The organism is Halorubrum xinjiangense (genome assembly GCF_900102375.1).
GTDB classification, from domain to species: domain Archaea; phylum Halobacteriota; class Halobacteria; order Halobacteriales; family Haloferacaceae; genus Halorubrum; species Halorubrum xinjiangense.
The window spans coordinates 140,390-155,912 of sequence record NZ_FNBO01000002.1 but is presented as its reverse complement, the minus strand read 5'-3'; the positions used below and the strand labels follow the sequence as shown (position 1 = coordinate 155,912).

The window sequence follows — 15,523 nt, the reverse complement described above, 5'->3', positions numbered from 1 at the left end:
CCGGGGTCAGCTCCGGTTCGCGTCTGCCTCGCCGCCGCGCTCGCGCAAGATGCGGTCGACGATGTCGCCGCTGGAGAGCAGCTCGTCCTCGTAGTTCGGCTCCCGGCCCGACGCGCGCTCGACCCGGCAGTCGATGCCGCGGGCCTCAAGCGCGGCCGCGATGTCGGCCTCGTCGTGGTGCTGGTCAAACCCCAACACGATCACGTCGGGGTCGAGCCGCTCGATGGGGACGAACACGTCTTCCGGGTCGCCGAGGTGCGCCTCGTCGACGGCGTCGAGCGCCTCGACCATGTCGCGCCGCTGGCGGGCGCAAAGCACCGGCGCGGGCTTGTGCGTGACGTTGGTGCGGCGAGCGACGATTGCGTGGAGCTCGTCGCCGTACGTCGCCGCGTCCTCCAGGTAGTGGACGTGCCCGGGGTGGAGCAGATCGAACGTTCCCTGCGCGACGACCCGCGTCATTTGAACCACGAGAGGAAGCCGCCGGCGTCGCGATCGTCGAGCTCGCGGTCGATATCCTCCTGAGTGAAATCGAAGAAGTGCTCGTCGGGCACCTCGACGTCGAGGACGTCGAGCGTGGTCTGTTCGCCGTCGTTGTCGAACGCCTTCCAGTTGCCCCAGCCGTAGGGGGCACCAACGATGATGTGCACCTTTCCCTGCCCGAACGTCGCGAGGTCGGCGTCGCTCGGGCGCAGCGCGCCGTTCGGATGCGAGTGGACCGACCCGACCGCGCGCATGTCGTTCGGCTTCATGTGCGTGCGGACGCTGGCGCTTGTCGGGCTCGACTCCGTGCCCGGGATGACGAGCACGTCGGTGATCACCTGGCCGTCCCGGTCGAGGTCCAGCTTCCGGGCGTCGTCCGCGCGGAGGAACCCCATGTACTCGTTGGGGTGGGTCTCCTCGCTCGCCTCGAGCACGAACTCCAGCGTCTCTCGGGCGATGCCGAGGAGCTCGTCCGAGCGGAACAGTCGCATAAGCGAGATAAGTCGCCGTCGCCTCATAGGGGTTCCGGACCGCGGGACGCGGGACGGGCTCTCGGCGGACGGCGAACGGAGTCCGGAGCCGTGAGCCCCGAGAGAACAGGCTTAACACCGCCCGTTCCCGAGACGTGTCCATGAGCGAAAACACCGCCGGGGATTCCGGCACGCGGGGCGATTCGAGCCCCGAACCCGACGCCGACGCGGCGGAGGGGACGGTCGAGGACCGGTCGGAGCGCGCCGACGACCGCCCGACCGTCTACGACCTGGCACCGGACTGCACCCTCGAGGACGCCGACATCGACGCCTTATACCACGCCGAGGTCAACGGCGTCGTCGACTACGGCGTGTTCGTCGACCTCTCGGACGCCGTGAGCGGGCTCGTCCACGAATCGAACATCGACGGCGACTACGCCGTCGGCGACCGGCTGATCGTCCGGCTCACCGAGGTGAAGGAGAACGGCGACGTCGCGTTCGACGACGTCGACCCCGACGACTACCGCACCGAGACCGTCGCCCACGAGCCGACGGTTTCGCGGGTTCGCGGCCTCACCCCCGGCGACGAGGTGACCGTCGAGGGCGAGGTCGTCCAGGCGAAACAGACGGGCGGCCCCACCATCTTCGCCGTCGCGGACGCCTCCGGCGTCCTCTCGTGTGCCGCCTTCGAGTCCGCCGGTGTCCGGGCGTACCCCGAGGTCGAGGTCGGCGATATGGTCCACGTCTCCGGGACGATCGAGAGCCGCGAGAACGCGCTCCAGCTGGAGGTCGACTCCCTGAAGCGGCTCCCCGACGAGCGCGCCGCCGAGGCCCGCGAGCGCTTCGAGGCGGCCCTCGACGAGCGCGCCGAGCCCGCCGACGTCGACCCCCTCGTCGAGTGGGAGGCGTTCGAGCCGATCCACGAGGACCTCCGCGACCTCGCGCGGCTGCTCCGCCGGACCGTCCTCGCCGGGCGCCCGATCCGCGTCCGCCACCACGCCGACGGCGACGGGATGTGTGCCGCGATCCCGGTCCAGCTCGCGGTCGAAAACCTGATCGAGGAGGTCCACGGCGACCCCGACGCGCCACGGCACCTATTTAAACGGCTCCCGAGCAAGGCGCCCTACTACGAGATGGAGGACGTCACCCGCGACCTCAACTTCGCCTTAGAGGGCCGCGCCCGCCACGGGCAGAAGCTCCCCTTCCTCCTCATGTTAGACAACGGGTCGACCGAGGAGGACGTGCCGGCCTACGAGAACCTCGCGCACTACGACATCCCCATCGCCGCCGTCGACCACCACCACCCAGACCCGGAGGCGGTCGAGCCCCTGCTCGACGCCCACGTGAACCCGTACCTCCACGGCGAGGACTACCGAGTCACCACCGGGATGATGTGCGTCGAGCTCGCCCGGCTCGTCGACCCGTCGCTCACCGAGGAGCTCGAACACGTGCCGGCCGTCGCCGGCCTCTCCGACCGCTCGAAGGCGGAGGCGATGGACGACTACGTCGCGCTCGCCGAGGCGGCGGGCTACGACGAGTCGGACCTCCTCGACATCGGCGAGGCGCTCGACTACGCCGCCCACTGGCTCCGCTACTCGGAGGGGAAGACCCTCGTCAACGACGCGTTGAACGTCGGCTGCGACGACGAGGCACGCCACGAGGAGCTCGTCGAGTTCCTCTCCGAGCGCGCCGAGCGCGACGTGGAGCGCCAGCTCGACGCGGTCAACGATCACGTCGAGCACGAGCGGCTGGCCTCCGGTGCGCACCTCTACCGCATCGACTTAGACGAGTACGCGCACCGCTTCACCTACCCCGCGCCGGGCAAGACCACCGGCGAGCTCCACGACGCGAAGGTGAAAGAGACCGGCGACCCCGTCATCACCATCGGCTACGGCCCCGACTTCTGCGTCCTCCGCTCGGACGGGGTTCGGCTTGACATCCCGAACATGGTGACCGAGCTGAACGAGGAGCTGCCCGAGGCCGGCGTCTCCGGCGGCGGCCACCTCGTCGTCGGCTCCATCAAGTTCGTGAAGGGACGCCGAGGCGAGGTGATCGAGGCGCTCGTCGAGAAGATGGCGGGCGCCGAGATCGACGAGGCGCTCTCGTCGACGATCGCGCTCGACGACTGACCGCGGCGGCGACGACCCGCACGACACCGGTTTTTAGCCGAACTCGATCTCCCGTCGAGCGACGGCGCCCGCCCCCGCGAGCGCGACGACGAAGCCACCGACGAAGGCGATCGGGAGCTGGATCCCGCCGCCGCGCCAGTCGGCCGCGTACGCCCGGGCGTAGAAGTCCGCGACCGACTCGTCTTCGACCGCGAGCAGCACCTCGCGGTTGTTCGTCGCCGCGCTCGGGTTCCAGTTGAGGCTCCCGACGACCGCCGCGTCGTCGACGACGAGCCCCTTCGCGTGGACCTTCCCGAACCGACCGCGCGGCTCGGCGAGGTCGACGGCGATCGGCTCGTCCGCGAGCCGCTTCGAGAGGTTCCGGTTCGCCTCCCGGTCGTACCACGCGTCCGAGAGCAGCAGGTGGACGTCGACCCCGCGGTCGGCCGCCCGTCGGAGCGCGCGGACGATGCGGTCGTTCGGACCGCCCACACGCGGCACGACCGCGAGGACCCGCTCGTCGGCGGCGTCGATCCGCGCGACGATCCGGTCGGCGGCGTTGCCGGGCGCGGTCAGGACGGTGACGTTCGCCGCCGCCGCCGGCTCGGCCGGGGCTTCGAACCGCGTCGGGTAGGTGCCGTTCGCGCGCCCGCCCTCGTGGAACTCGGCGTCGGCGCGGAAGTCGCTCCAAGGCCGCGCATCGCGGGCCTCGAAGTCGTCGCGGAACAGCGCTGCGAGGTCGTCCGCGACGGCCGGGTCGCCCTCGGTTCCGGTGCTGCCCCCGGTTCCGGTTCCGCGCTCGGCGCCGGTACTGCCCTCTGCGCCGGCACTCCCCTCGACGACGACGCCCCACCCGCGGTTGCTCCGCCCGCCCGTGCCGGACGGCTTCCAGTTCTCCGTGAGGATGACGGCGCGGCCGTCCGCGACCGCGTACTTCGGGTGGTGAAAGCGGAAGCGCTCGACCTCGCCGTCGAGGATCCGGACCTCGACGCCGGCGGCCGTCAGCCGGTCGAGCAGCACCGCGCTCCGGGCAGAGAACCCGCCGACCGGCGACCCTTCCAGCAGCACGCGGACGCGCACGCCGCGGTCGGCGGCCGCGACGAGGGCGTCGGCGACCCGTTCCGAGGTCAGCGTGTAGCCGGCGACGAACAGGCGGTCGTCCGCGTTCCGGAGCGGCTCGACCGGCACGCCGGGACTGTCGGGGAGGACGAAGGGAGTCACGGCCGCGTCCGCCGTCGGCCTCGGCGAGCGCGGCTCGTACCCGCGGGGGCGCCACTCGCCCCACGCGGCGCGCCAACGGTGCCCCTCGGGGGCGCGGTCGTAGGCGACGACGTCGACCGCCGTCCCGTTTCGACGGAGCTCGATCCGGTCGCCCGACGCCGACAGCGGGAAGTGGTCGGTCAGTCGCCGGATCTCGCGCGGCGCGCCGTCGGCCTCCGTCCCGGAGCCGCCGGCGAGGATCGACGCGGTCCGGTTCGGGGCCATCGACAGCGCCACCCGGCCGCTCGCGTTCGCCGGAACCGCGACGTCGTAGTAGCCGTCGGAGAGCGACCAGTTCCCGCGCTCGGGGAGGGAGACGACGAGGTACTCGCCGCGGTTCTCCGGGGTCGTCGGGTTCGGGTACAGCTCGACGATCCGCGGCTCGCGGGCGACGTCGGAGGCGTTGGGCGACGATGGGTCGGTCTCGTCGAGCGTGGCGGCCGCCGCGGGCGGACAGAGAAGGACACTCGCGGCGGCGACGAGCAGGACGAGCGTCGCGAGGCGAACCGGCCGTTTCGGACGAGGGAGCGGCACAGAGCGCGTGGCTCCGGCATCAGATAAAAGCGTTCGAGGCGAGACGGCGAAGGGGCAGAGCGTGTGGCGGCGGAAGAACAGAGCGCGTGGCGGCGAAGAGACGGAGCGCGTGGCAGCAGAGCGCGTGGCGGCGAAGAGACGGAGCGCGTGGCAGCAGAGCGCGCGTCTCAGGCCGTCGCGGCCGGCTCGGCGTCGTCGAGCGCGCGCTTCGCCTTCTCGCCCTCCGTCGAGACGACGAAGGAGCGCTCGTCGGCGTAGTCGGCGACCGCTTCGAGCGCCTCGCGCGTGCCGATCTGGCGGAGCGCCCAGCCGGCGGCCGCGCGGACGTCGTCGGACGGGTGCGCTTCGAGCGCGTCGGCGAGCGGCTTGACGGCGCGGGTGTCGCCGATCAGGCCGAGCGCGCGGGCGGCGTGGGGGCGGACGAGCTCGTCGGTGTCGCCGTCGGGGTCGAGCTGGTTCGCGAGCGGCTGAACGGCCGCCGACGCGCCAATTTCGCCGAGCGCCTTGAACACGGCCTTCTGGAGCTGCGGGTTCGAGTCCTCGTCGACGTACTCGACGAGGGTGTCGGTGGCCTCCTCGGCCGCCATCTTCCCGAGGATCCGGATCGCGGGCCGGTCGCGCTTCTCGGCGCGGCCGAGGACCTCCTCGACGGACGCCTCGGTCTTGCCGCGCTTGCCCATCCGCTCGAACGCCTCCAGGCAGTGGCGCTCCATGAACTCGGACTGGAGGGAGTCGAGCGCGAGCAGGATCATGTCGACGTTGCCGCGCGCCTCGTGTTCCTTCAGCGCGGCCCACTCGACCGGGAAGTCCTTGTAGTGGCCGAGCACGTCGTAGTATCCCTGCGCGCGGAGCTGCTCGTGGGTCTCGAGGTCGTCCCACTCCTCGGCGTCGTCGAGGTCGGCGTCCAAGCCGTCGGTCGCCTCCAGCAGCGCGGCGATCACGTCCGCGTCGTCGTCCGCGTCGAAGTCGGCGTCGGCGACGGCGGCGGCGACGGCGTCGAGCGCCGCGACGAGCTGATCGACGGAGGTCGGCTCCGCGGCGTCGCTCTCCTCGCCGTCCGCGGCCTCGTCTAAGAGCGCCTCGGGGTCCTCGTCCGCCTCGTCGATCGCGCCGGGGGCCGCCTCGTCTATCGCGTCGGCCGCCTTGCCGACGAACGACGTGACGGCGGCCGCGACGTCGTCGCGGCCGTCGGCCGTCCACTCGGTCTCCTCGACCCTCTCGGCTGCGGTCTCGACCGCGTCGACGACGTCCTCGCCGTAGGGGCCGCGGGCATCCTCGACGCCGTCGCGGAGCTCCGCGATGCGGTCCTCGAGGTCGGCACGGGGGTCGTCGGCGTCCTCGTCGTCCTCGTCCGGCTCGGGGAGGTCCGCCTCCTCGATGCCGGCCTCCGCGTCGTCTAAGAGCGCCTCGACGTCGTCGAGGTCGGCCTCCGTCTCGGCGGCGTCGAGGCGGTCGGCGATCTCGTCGAGGTACTCGTTCAGCGACTCCTCGGTCGCGTCGTCGGGGAGCGTCGGAGCGGCCGTCTCCGTCGACTCGCCGGCGTCTCCGCCGTCGTCCGCGGCGTCCGCCTCCTCGGAAGCGTCGGCCGGGTCGTCGTCGCCGTTGCTCATATACCACGACCTCCGTGTGTAGTCCATTAAGAGGTTTCCCTTCGTAGGCGCCGACGACCGCGTGCGAGGGGCCGAGCGCCGTCACCCGGCGAACTGACCGCACGCGCTCTGGTCCCGTGAACCGACCGCACGCGCTCTGGTCCCGTGAACCGACCGCACGCGCTTCGCCCCGACGAACCGACCGCACGCGCTCCGCCCCGGAGCGCCGGACGCCGCCCCGACGAGCGGTTCGTGTTCACGACCAGCATACTTTTATTATCTCCTCCTAATACCGGAACGATTCGATGCTGGACGTCGACCGCGAGGCGATAACGGACGGGCCAGTCGGGCGAGTGCTGCTCGTCCTCGCCGCGCCGCTCGTCGCGCAGAACGTCGTCTACGTCGCCAACGCGCTGGTCGACACCTTCTGGCTCGGGCGGGTCGGCGAGGACGCCGTCGCCGCCGTCGGGCTCAGCCTCCCGATCCAGTCGCTGCTCGGCGCGACGGTGGTGATCGGCGCGGTCGGGACCCAGATCCTCGTCTCGCAGCGCGCCGGCGACGGAGACGACGCGGGCGCGCGCCGCGTCGCGGTCAACGGCGCGCTCGTCGCGCTCGCGGTCACCGCGGCGGTCGCGATCCCGGTGGTCATCTACGTCGAAGAGGTGGTGGCGCTGCTCGGGGCGGATCCGGCGCTGGCCGGGACGACCGCCACGTACCTCGCGATCGTGATCGCCGTCCTCCCGGTCGGCGCGGTCGGCGACACCGTCGAGAACTGCTTCACGGCGTACGGCGACACCCGCGCGGTGTTCCACGTGAGCCTCGTCGGCGTCCTCGTCAACCTCGTGGCCGCGCCGGTGCTCATCTTCGGGGTCGGCCCGGTCCCGGAGCTGGGCGTCGCCGGCGCCGCGCTCGGCACCGCGCTGGCCGCCGTGGCCGGCCTCCTGTGGGTCATCGGGTACGCCGCGGGAATCGGGCGCGACACCTTCCGGCTCACCCGCGAGGCGTTCGCGCTCGACCCGGCGACCGCCCGCGAGGTCGTCTCGGTCGGGCTCCCGCTCGGCGGCCAGCGCGGCGTGAGCGAGCTGGTCCGCGTCCTCGTCGTCGGCCTCGTCGCGGTCGCCGGCGGCGCCGCGGGCGTCGCGGCGTACACGGTGGGTGCGCGGGTCGCGACGCTCGCGATCGTCCCGGCGCTCGGGATACAGCAGGCCGCCCAGTCGATGATCGGGCAGAACCTCGGCGCGAATGCCCCCGAGCGCGCCCGCCGGACGACCGCGGTCGGGACCGGGATGGTCGTCGCCGGTTTCCTCGCGCTCGGCGCGGTCCAGTTCCTCTTCGCCGGCGGGATCGCGGACCTGCTCGCGCCCGACCTCACCGCCGACGGGCGAGGCCTCGCGGTGACGTACCTCCGGATCCTCGGCGCCTCCTACTGGGCGCTCGGCGGCACGTACACCCTCTTGGCGGGGTTCAACGGTGCGTCCCGCACCCGGACCTCCTTCGTCGCCGACCTGGTCAAGTACTGGGCGGTCCGGTTCCCGATCGCGGTCGCGGCCGTCCCGGTCGCGACGACGTTCGGCGCGTTCGGCGTCACCGTGACGCCGGGGCTGGGCTGGGGCGTCGAGGCCGTTTTCTGGGCGGTCGCGGCCTCGAACGTCGTCGGCTTCCTCGGGCTGGGCGCGTACTTCCTGTACACGACGCGGCGCGGGATGTTCGCGAACGCGGCCGAGCGCGCGAGCGGCGGGGGCGCGGAGGCCGCGGACGCCGCCGACGACTGAGCGGGACCGCGTCGGGCGGCGGGAACTCCCGTCAGTCCGCGAGCAGGTCGGCACTCTCGACGACGGTCGCGAACTCGCCGTTCAGGTGTGCGAGCGCGACGCGGTGGGAGGTCTCCGGATCGATCCGCTCGCCGTCGGGCGCCTCGCGGGCGTGCGTCGCGGTCGCGTCGGCGACGACGCGCACGTCGTAGCCGCGGTTCTCCGCCTCGCGCGTCGTCGTCGAGACGCAGTGATCGGTGGTCAGCCCGCAGACGACGAGGGAATCGTGGCCCGCCTCGCGGAGCCACTCGGCGAGCCCGGAGTCGAGGAACGCGCCGTTGACCGACTTCTCGAACGTCGGCTCCCCGTCGACGGGCGCCGTCTCCGGCTTCCACGCGAAGCCGGGGGCGTCCGGGCGCAGCGTCGAGTCCGGCTCCGTCGAGGCGTGGCGCACGTGCGCGACGGGGCGGTCGAGCGCGCGCCAGCGGTCGAGGAGCCCGGCGGCGGCCGCCTCGGCGTCGGGGTTGTTGCGCTCGCCCCACCCCGGCTCGTCGAAGCCGACTTGGAAGTCGACGAGGAGGAGGACGGCGTCGGTCGGGGGGTCGGCCGCCTCAGTCATCCGCGCGCCCCGCGACAGCTGAATCGGTCCGGTCGCCATCTGCGAACCGCCGCCACGCGCCGGGTTCGAGCAGCGACGCGGGCGCCTTCGGGTGGTCGCGGGTCGGTTCGAGGGGACAGGCGTCGGGGCTCGCGTCGTCGTCCTCGCGGAAGAGGTACTGCTTCCACTCGCGGTCGCCCTCGGCGCCCCAGTCGCCGAGGTCCGCGTGGGGGCAGACCCCGTCGTAGTCGCCCATCCGGTCGCGGATGGTCTCGCGGGCGCGCTCGCCCGCCTCGGTGTCGGCCGTGATCCCCTCGAAGACGGTGCGGGGCTGGAAGGTGATCTCCAGGCCGACGGGCGAGTACCGGCTCTTCCGCTCCTCGTAGAAGGGCGCCCGCGAGGTCGGGAACAGCGCCTCGCCGCCGAAGCAGAACTCCCAGCGCGGCGTGTCGGGGTCGGTCGGGATGTCGTCGGGCCACGGCTCGGGGTCGTGGACGTGGAGGAATTCCAGCACGTGCCAGAGCCGCTCGTGGTAGTGCGCCTCGCCGCGCTCGTCGTCGGGCGGTCTGAAGAACACCGCGAGCGGCGCGCGGTCGGCGTGGTCCTCGTAGCTGTCGAGGTACTCCAAGAGGACGTCCCGGAACCGCAGCAGCGCGGCCGGGTCCGTGGTCGACTCGCAGGCGGCGTACAGGAGGTCCCCCTCGCGCTCGACCTCGATGCCGAAGTAGCAGGGGAACGGCGACCCGTCGCGCTCGCCGAGCATCGACTCCCGGAAGGTGCGGTAGTGCTCGCGGAGCCAGGGCGGCGCGTCGTCGAGCCGACCGTGGAGCGTCTCCTGGTCCAACAACACGCCCTCGGTACCGGGCTCGTTCATACGCGTTGTCGGGGCGAGACGGTCTTTTGGCTTTCGCCGGCTTCGGCGCGGTGGGAACGGTTCGGCGGGCTACGTTCCCCGACAAGTGCGGTGGCGCGCGCCTCCGAGCGGCCGCCTCCGGCGGCCGCGAGGAGCGCGTGCGAGGGAGTCGGTCGCCCGGAGCAACGCGGAGGGCGACCGACGAGGCTGGGGAGGTGTGAGGCTGCGGTGCCGTGCGGGGCGGGGTGGGACTCAAAGGGGCAGTCGCGAGGGCGGCGCAGGCGACGTAAGCACCGCAACGAGGGAGCGAACGGAGTGAGCGACCGAGTGAGGAGCGCAGCGAGCGTGCGTCGCCCTCGCGACTGGGGCTTTGGAGGGATTCGCTACCGATCTGCGAGGTATCATTTATAAACGAGCGACTGGGGCTTTGGCGGTGTTCGCCGCCGATCCGCGATCACTCATTTATAAGCGAGCGGCTGGGGCTTTGACCGGGTTCACCACCACTCCGCCGGCGAGGAGACACGAACCGCGGGACGACAACGCCCCGACCCAGAGACGATCAGTCGCTTACCACCGCGAACCGCGAGGCGTCGCCCTCCTCGGTCGGCGCGGTGACCAGCGAGACCGCGACCGTCAGCGCACCGGACAGGACCATCAGCCCGAGCGCAACGTCCCAGCCACCGAGGACGGTCCGCGGGAGCGTCGGGACGGCGCCGACGACCGCCGACAGCACCACCGCGAGGTACGCGACCTGCGGGACCGCGACGCCGGCGATCATCCCGGTGCGCGTCGTCCGCGGCCAGTAGAGCGCGCAGATCACGGGGAGCGCGAGCAGCGCGAACCCGGAGAAGGCGGTGTCGCCCACCTCGATCAGCGTCCCCGGGCGGAACAGGCTCGCGACGAACGCCAGCGTCGCGAACGCCGCCACGCCGATCCGGGCGATCCACGCCTCGCGCCGCTCGGAGGCGTCCGCGTCGATCAGCGGTCGGTAGAGGTCGCGGGTGAAGTACGACGACCCGGAGAGCAGCATCGAGTCCGAGGAGGACATCATCGCGGCCATCGCGCCGGCGACGACGAGCGCGGCGAACCACGCGGGCGCGTACTCGTTCAACACGACCGGCAGCACGTTCGCGCCCTCGGGCACCTCGATCGGCATCCCGGCCGCCCACGCGCCGAGCATGAACGCGGGGAGGAAAAGCAGCAGCACCAGCACGGGCCACAGCGCGAACGACCGCTTCAGCACCGCGCCCGACTTCGCGACGAAGAACCGCTGGTTGATCTGCGGGAACATGGTCACCCCGAACGCGATGGTGATCGCCGTCGAGACGATGAACCCGGGCGTGTACGTCCCGCCGCCGAAGCTCCCGAACTCGGGTCGTGCCGCGAGCATCCCCTCGGTCGCGGCGCCGACGCCCCCGACCGCCGAGACGATCCACGCGGCGGCGACCCAGACGATAGAGAGCATGAACAGGCCCTGAAGGGTGTCCGTCCACGCCACGCCGCGGAGCCCCGCGACGGCGACGTAGAGGATCATGAACCCCGTGATGAGCGCCGCGCCGCCCCAGTAGGGGACCGCGCCGTCGGTGAGCCCGACGAGCGCCTCGCCGGCGCCCATCTGCTGAAGCATCACGTAGGGGAACAGCCAGAGGAGGCTCACCCCGGCGACCAGCGCGCGCAGCCCGGTCGAGCCGAACCGGTCGCCGAGCATCTCGCCGAGCGTCACGTAGCCGTTGCGGGCGCCGATCAGCCACTGCTTGTAGCCGATGACGTACCACAGCACGGCGAATAAGACGCCGTCGAGCGTCCCCATCACGACCAACCACTCCGGACCGGCGGCGTACGCGAGGTTCGGGCCGCCGAAGAAGGTGAACGCCGAGAGCAGCGTCGCGAACGTCGTGAAAAGCAGGACGAGCGTCCCGATAGACCGGCTCGCGAGGTAGTAGTCCTCGGCCGTCGTCTCGGAGACGCGGTACGCGACGAGACCGAGCGCGAGCGCGACGGCGAGGTAGCCGACGACGACCCCGAGCGAGACGCCGAGCGTCACGGGCGGTCACCTCCCAGCGTCATCGCCGGTCACCCCCCAGCGTCATCGCCGGTCACCCCCCAGCGTCATCGCCGGTCACCCCCCAGCGTCATCGCCGGTCACCCCCCGGCGCGGGGCCGCCGCTCCGACCGTCGCTCGATTCCGGCCGCCGTCCCATCCCGCGCTCCCACGCGCCGCTCCGGACGAACAGCGCGAACAGGGCCGCGCACAGCCCGAGCCACGCCACGTGCCACCAGATCCAGGCCGGCAGCCCCGCAACGACGCGATCGACGCCCCACAGCGGCCACGGCACTGCGAACGCCACGAGTATTGCGAACGTCGGTATCCACACGAGATCGCTCCGTAAGCGCACCATGTGCGATAATAGTACGTCTATAAACACTAAGAACTATCGGATAAGTTCGAACTCAAGTATTGGAGAGAAATTCTCTTCAATAGCCGGCGCCGGAGGGGCGTGGCGATAGCTATTTTCCGCGAGGAGCGCAACCATACACGGACGGGCGCTACCGCCCGCCATCACCATTCACCCATCATGAAAGACACAGAGAAATACCTGATACACGCCACCATCGCGGCCGACGGCGTCGTCGAGCGGAGCGACGTCGTCGGCGCGGTGTTCGGCCAGACGGAGGGGCTCCTCGGCGACGAGTTGGACCTCCGGGACCTCCAGGAGTCCTCGCGCGTCGGCCGGATCGACGTCTCCGTCGAGTCCGAGAACGGCCAGTCGTTCGGGGAGGTCACCGTCGCGTCGAGCCTGGACAAAGTCGAGACCGCGATCTTAGCGGCCGCGCTGGAGACGATCGACCGCATCGGTCCCTGTCACGCCTCCGTGGAGGTGACGAGCATCGAGGACGTGCGGGCGGCCAAGCGGCGCGAGGTCGTCGAGCGCGCCAAGGAGCTGATCGCCGGCGGCTTCGAGGAGACGAGCCTCGGGAGCAGCGACGTGTTAGACGAGGTGCGCGACGCCGCGCGCGTCGAGGGCATCGTCGACTACCGGGGGCTCCCCGCCGGGCCGCGCGTCGGCGACTCCGACGCCGTCATCGTCGTCGAGGGGCGCGCGGACGTGCTCACGCTGCTCGACTGCGGGATCAAGAACGCCGTCGCCGTCGAGGGGACGAACGTCCCCGAGGCGGTCGCAGAGCTGACCGCCGACCGGACCGTTACGGCGTTCCTCGACGGCGACCGCGGCGGCGAGCTCATCCTCCGCGAGCTCGCGCAGGTCGGCGAAGTCGACTACGTCGCGTTCGCGCCGCCCGGCGAGTCCGTCGAGGACCTCGGCCGGGACGCCGTCTTCGAGGCGCTCCGCGGGAAGGTCCCCTACGCGAGCCTCGCGGACGCCGCCGACCTCCGAGCGGCCGCCAGCGACGACGAGGCGACCGACGGCGACGAACCCGGGTCGGTCGCCCGCGTCGGCGACGGCGGTGCGGTGCCGGGCGACTCCGCTGGCGGCGACTCGGCCGGGACCTCGACCTCGGCGCCCGCCTCGCCTGAACCCGGTTCGGAGGCGGAGGACCCGGACGAATCGGACAACGCCGACGCGACGGCCGAGACCGGCGCGGCGGCGAGCGTCGAGCCCGACACCGACGACGGCCACGACTCACCGACCGACGAGCCCGAGTCCGCGACCGGCGAACCCCATTCCGCGACCGACGAGCCCGATCAGGCGTCGGAGCCGATCGGCGAGTCGGACGCCGAATCGACCGCGGCTTCGAACGCGGAATCGGCCGTCGATACGGAGCCAGATGCTGACGGCGAAGTCGACCCCGATGAGGCCGCCAGCGACGACGCAGTCGAAATCGACGAGGTCGACGCGACTGCCGAAACCGACGAGGCTGCCGAAACCGACGCGACTGACGAAACCGACGAGACCGACGCGACTGACGAGCCGCGATCGATCGCGGCGCACGTCAGCGAGGTCGTCGACGAGGGGACCGGCCGCGCGCGGCTCCTCGGCGACGAGGTCGACGTGTTAGCCGAGGTCGACGCCGCGGACGCGTTCGACGCGGTCGAGGGCGCCGACCCCGCGCCGCACGCCGTCGTCGTCGACGGGACCGTCGACCAGCGGCTGCTGGACGTTGCGGCCCAGCGCGGCGTCGGCGACGTCGTCGGCCGCGACCTCGGCGAGTTCGTGAAGCGTCCGGTTGGGACGCGAGTCCTGACGGCGGCTGACCTCCGCGCCGGAAGCTGACGAGACGATGCGGTCGTCGTCGTTTATTTATAAGTAGTTGACAGCAGAGCGGCGGTGAACGCCTCCGAAGCCCAAGCCGCTCGCTTATAAACAGTTGATCGCGGATCGGTGGTGAGCGCCTCCAAAGCCCCAGTCGCGAGGGCTCGCGCGACTCGCTGTCGTTCGAGACGCCGAAGGCGTCTCGTGATGTCGTCAGAATCCGAATGATTCTGACTGCTAGCCAGAAATATCCGATTTCTGGCGATGACGAAACGGCTCCGCCGTTTCGAACCACGGTCCTCGTCGCTCGCTTCGCTCGCTCCTGCGGTCCTAGCGTCGTCGTGCTTCGCCCTCGCGACTGCCCCTTTGAGTCCCACCCCGCACAGCACCGCAACCGCACCTCACGCCTCCCCAGCCTCGCGGTTCGCGCTCTTCGAGCGCTCACCGCGTCCCTCGCACGCGCTCTCGCCGGCGGCTCCGCCGCCGGCTGTCAGAGAGACCTTCGGTCTCTCCCTACTCGCGGCCGCCGAGGGCGGCCGCTCGGAGGCGCGCGCCGCCGCACCGCCTCGCTCATTTATAAATAGCGTCGCCGGTTCCGGCTCACACCAGCCCGACCGCGCCGAGCAGCGCGAACAGCGCGTCGCCGAACGTCAGCGAGACGAGGAGGCCGACCGCCATCGGGACGACGAACGGCATCCCGGGCGAGACCAGCACGCGGTCCTCGCGGGCGACGACGTCGAGGCCGTCGCGGAGCGTCGCGGCGTCGGTGCCGTAGGCGCCGTGGTCGATGTCGTCGAGGAAGCGCTCGGCCGCCCATGGGTCGTCGAGGTCGGCGGGCGCGCCGGCCGAGCCGTCGGTTCCGGCGTCGACCGCGCGCCCCCCATCGGTCCGCGGCCCGACGTGGGTCCCGCCGTCGGTCGGGTCGAACGTCTCGCCGACCGAGTCGGGGTCGCGCAGCTCGTCGGAGTCGCGCCGCAGGGCCGCGAGCGTGAGCCCGCGCCAGCGGAGGTACATCCGGAGCGCGTCGAGGTCGAGCCCGCTTCTGGTCGGCCCGTCCGGGTCCTCGAACAGTCGGCCGTGGCGGTCGGGCAGCGAGTCGGTCGCGACCGGGCGCGCGAGGAACATGCTCGACGAGACCTCGCCGCGGACGAGGTTGCGGAGGGCGAGCCCGGCCGGGTACGCGAGGCCGAGCAGCACCGTGTTCGTGAGGACCGTCAGCGAGAACACACCGATGTCGGTGTCGACGAGCGGGAAGACGAGCCCCCCGACCTCGTAGGCCGGGAACGTCGGGAAGATCACCGCAAGTGCGATCATCGCCTTGGCGTCGGCGCCGCCGAACGCGCCGAGGTACCAGAAGGCGTAGCCGAGCGGCGCGACGAACAGCAGGCTGATCGCGGCCCGAAGGAGGAACACCCGCCCGTCGAACCCGGCGAACGGCCACAGCGAGACCGCCTCCCAGATCAGGAGCAGCGCGCCGAACAGGTACAGCGGCGGCCACAGCCGGTTCGGGAGGCGCCGAGTCCGGACGTCCCGAATCGCCGCCCACGCGAAGACGGGGACGACGAGCAGTCGGAGGAGGTCCGGCAGCGTCGCGAACATGTCCCCACGGGCGAGACGGGACCAATTAGGCGTTCGGGTTCGGCTATCGCGATCGATACCTCCCCGATCC

At 71.7% G+C, this 15,523-nt stretch carries 12 protein-coding genes; 3 read left to right on the top strand and 9 right to left on the bottom strand.

The window, feature by feature from the left end; translation table 11 throughout:
- Window positions 1-6 precede the first annotated feature (6 nt).
- Window positions 7-459, bottom strand: coding sequence for an adenylyltransferase/cytidyltransferase family protein (locus tag F3H13_RS03615; RefSeq protein ID WP_149797694.1), 453 nt, complete (start codon window positions 457-459; stop codon window positions 7-9).
- The gene (locus F3H13_RS03610; protein WP_149797693.1) at window positions 456-971 is read right to left on the bottom strand and encodes a Mov34/MPN/PAD-1 family protein; all 516 of its coding nucleotides are present in this window, start codon (window positions 969-971) and stop codon (window positions 456-458) included. The genes F3H13_RS03615 and F3H13_RS03610 overlap by 4 nt, the downstream gene beginning before the upstream one ends.
- A 140-nt stretch (window positions 972-1,111) precedes the next feature.
- On the opposite strand from F3H13_RS03610, the gene F3H13_RS03605 reads away from it, so the two are divergent.
- Window positions 1,112-3,079 carry a DHH family phosphoesterase gene (locus F3H13_RS03605; RefSeq protein ID WP_149797692.1) on the top strand — a complete coding sequence of 656 codons (1,968 nt, stop codon included), beginning with the start codon at window positions 1,112-1,114 and terminating at the stop codon, window positions 3,077-3,079.
- A 33-nt stretch (window positions 3,080-3,112) separates the two neighbouring features.
- Here the strand turns inward: F3H13_RS03605 and F3H13_RS03600 are convergent, their stop codons facing one another.
- Together F3H13_RS03600 and F3H13_RS03595 are read right to left on the bottom strand one after the other, a co-directional pair.
- Entirely contained in the window at window positions 3,113-4,804 is a 1,692-nt protein-coding gene (locus F3H13_RS03600; RefSeq protein ID WP_149797867.1) for a phospholipase D-like domain-containing protein, read from the bottom strand.
- Window positions 4,805-5,019: 215 nt separating this feature from the next.
- Window positions 5,020-6,462 (bottom strand): HEAT repeat domain-containing protein, encoded by a 1,443-nt coding sequence (locus F3H13_RS03595; RefSeq protein WP_149797691.1) that lies wholly within the window; start codon window positions 6,460-6,462, stop codon window positions 5,020-5,022.
- A gap of 284 nt (window positions 6,463-6,746) precedes the next feature.
- Here F3H13_RS03595 and F3H13_RS03590 point away from each other — a divergent pair, with 284 nt between their 5' ends.
- Window positions 6,747-8,213 (top strand): MATE family efflux transporter, encoded by a 1,467-nt coding sequence (locus F3H13_RS03590; RefSeq protein ID WP_149797690.1) that lies wholly within the window; start codon window positions 6,747-6,749, stop codon window positions 8,211-8,213.
- A 31-nt stretch (window positions 8,214-8,244) separates the two neighbouring features.
- On the opposite strand, the gene F3H13_RS03585 is transcribed toward F3H13_RS03590, so the two are convergent.
- From F3H13_RS03585 to F3H13_RS03570, 4 genes are all read right to left on the bottom strand, one after another.
- Window positions 8,245-8,811, bottom strand: a complete 567-nt coding sequence (locus tag F3H13_RS03585) for a cysteine hydrolase family protein (protein ID WP_149797689.1) — start codon at window positions 8,809-8,811, stop codon at window positions 8,245-8,247.
- A complete protein-coding gene (locus F3H13_RS03580) occupies window positions 8,804-9,664 on the bottom strand; it encodes a YqcI/YcgG family protein (RefSeq protein WP_149797688.1) in 861 nt (286 codons plus the stop codon). The genes F3H13_RS03585 and F3H13_RS03580 overlap by 8 nt, the downstream gene beginning before the upstream one ends.
- Window positions 9,665-10,202: 538 nt before the next feature.
- The gene (locus F3H13_RS03575; RefSeq protein WP_149797687.1) at window positions 10,203-11,687 is read right to left on the bottom strand and encodes a sodium:solute symporter family protein; all 1,485 of its coding nucleotides are present in this window, start codon (window positions 11,685-11,687) and stop codon (window positions 10,203-10,205) included.
- Window positions 11,688-11,775: 88 nt separating this feature from the next.
- Window positions 11,776-12,042: a DUF3311 domain-containing protein gene (locus F3H13_RS03570; protein ID WP_149797686.1), complete on the bottom strand. Its 267-nt coding sequence runs from the start codon at window positions 12,040-12,042 to the stop codon at window positions 11,776-11,778.
- 177 nt (window positions 12,043-12,219) lie between these two features.
- Between F3H13_RS03570 and dnaG the strand changes: the two genes are divergently transcribed.
- Window positions 12,220-13,875, top strand: coding sequence for a DNA primase DnaG (dnaG, locus tag F3H13_RS03565; RefSeq protein WP_149797685.1), 1,656 nt, complete (start codon window positions 12,220-12,222; stop codon window positions 13,873-13,875).
- A gap of 579 nt (window positions 13,876-14,454) precedes the next feature.
- On the opposite strand, the gene F3H13_RS03555 is transcribed toward dnaG, so the two are convergent.
- Window positions 14,455-15,453: a prepilin peptidase gene (locus tag F3H13_RS03555; protein WP_149797683.1), complete on the bottom strand. Its 999-nt coding sequence runs from the start codon at window positions 15,451-15,453 to the stop codon at window positions 14,455-14,457.
- Window positions 15,454-15,523: the final 70 nt, after the last annotated feature.

Bases quoted from the DNA above. Each gene is read 5' to 3' on its own strand.
- F3H13_RS03615 (WP_149797694.1), bottom strand. From the start codon at position 459: ATGACGCGGGTCGTCGCGCAGGGAACGTTCGATCTGCTCCACCCCGGG.
- F3H13_RS03610 (WP_149797693.1), bottom strand. From the start codon at position 971: ATGCGACTGTTCCGCTCGGACGAGCTCCTCGGCATCGCCCGAGAGACG.
- F3H13_RS03605 (WP_149797692.1), top strand. From the start codon at position 1,112: ATGAGCGAAAACACCGCCGGGGATTCCGGCACGCGGGGCGATTCGAGC.
- F3H13_RS03595 (WP_149797691.1), bottom strand. From the start codon at position 6,462: ATGAGCAACGGCGACGACGACCCGGCCGACGCTTCCGAGGAGGCGGAC.
- F3H13_RS03590 (WP_149797690.1), top strand. From the start codon at position 6,747: ATGCTGGACGTCGACCGCGAGGCGATAACGGACGGGCCAGTCGGGCGA.
- F3H13_RS03585 (WP_149797689.1), bottom strand. From the start codon at position 8,811: ATGACTGAGGCGGCCGACCCCCCGACCGACGCCGTCCTCCTCCTCGTC.
- F3H13_RS03580 (WP_149797688.1), bottom strand. From the start codon at position 9,664: ATGAACGAGCCCGGTACCGAGGGCGTGTTGTTGGACCAGGAGACGCTC.
- F3H13_RS03570 (WP_149797686.1), bottom strand. From the start codon at position 12,042: ATGGTGCGCTTACGGAGCGATCTCGTGTGGATACCGACGTTCGCAATA.
- dnaG (WP_149797685.1), top strand. From the start codon at position 12,220: ATGAAAGACACAGAGAAATACCTGATACACGCCACCATCGCGGCCGAC.
- F3H13_RS03555 (WP_149797683.1), bottom strand. From the start codon at position 15,453: ATGTTCGCGACGCTGCCGGACCTCCTCCGACTGCTCGTCGTCCCCGTC.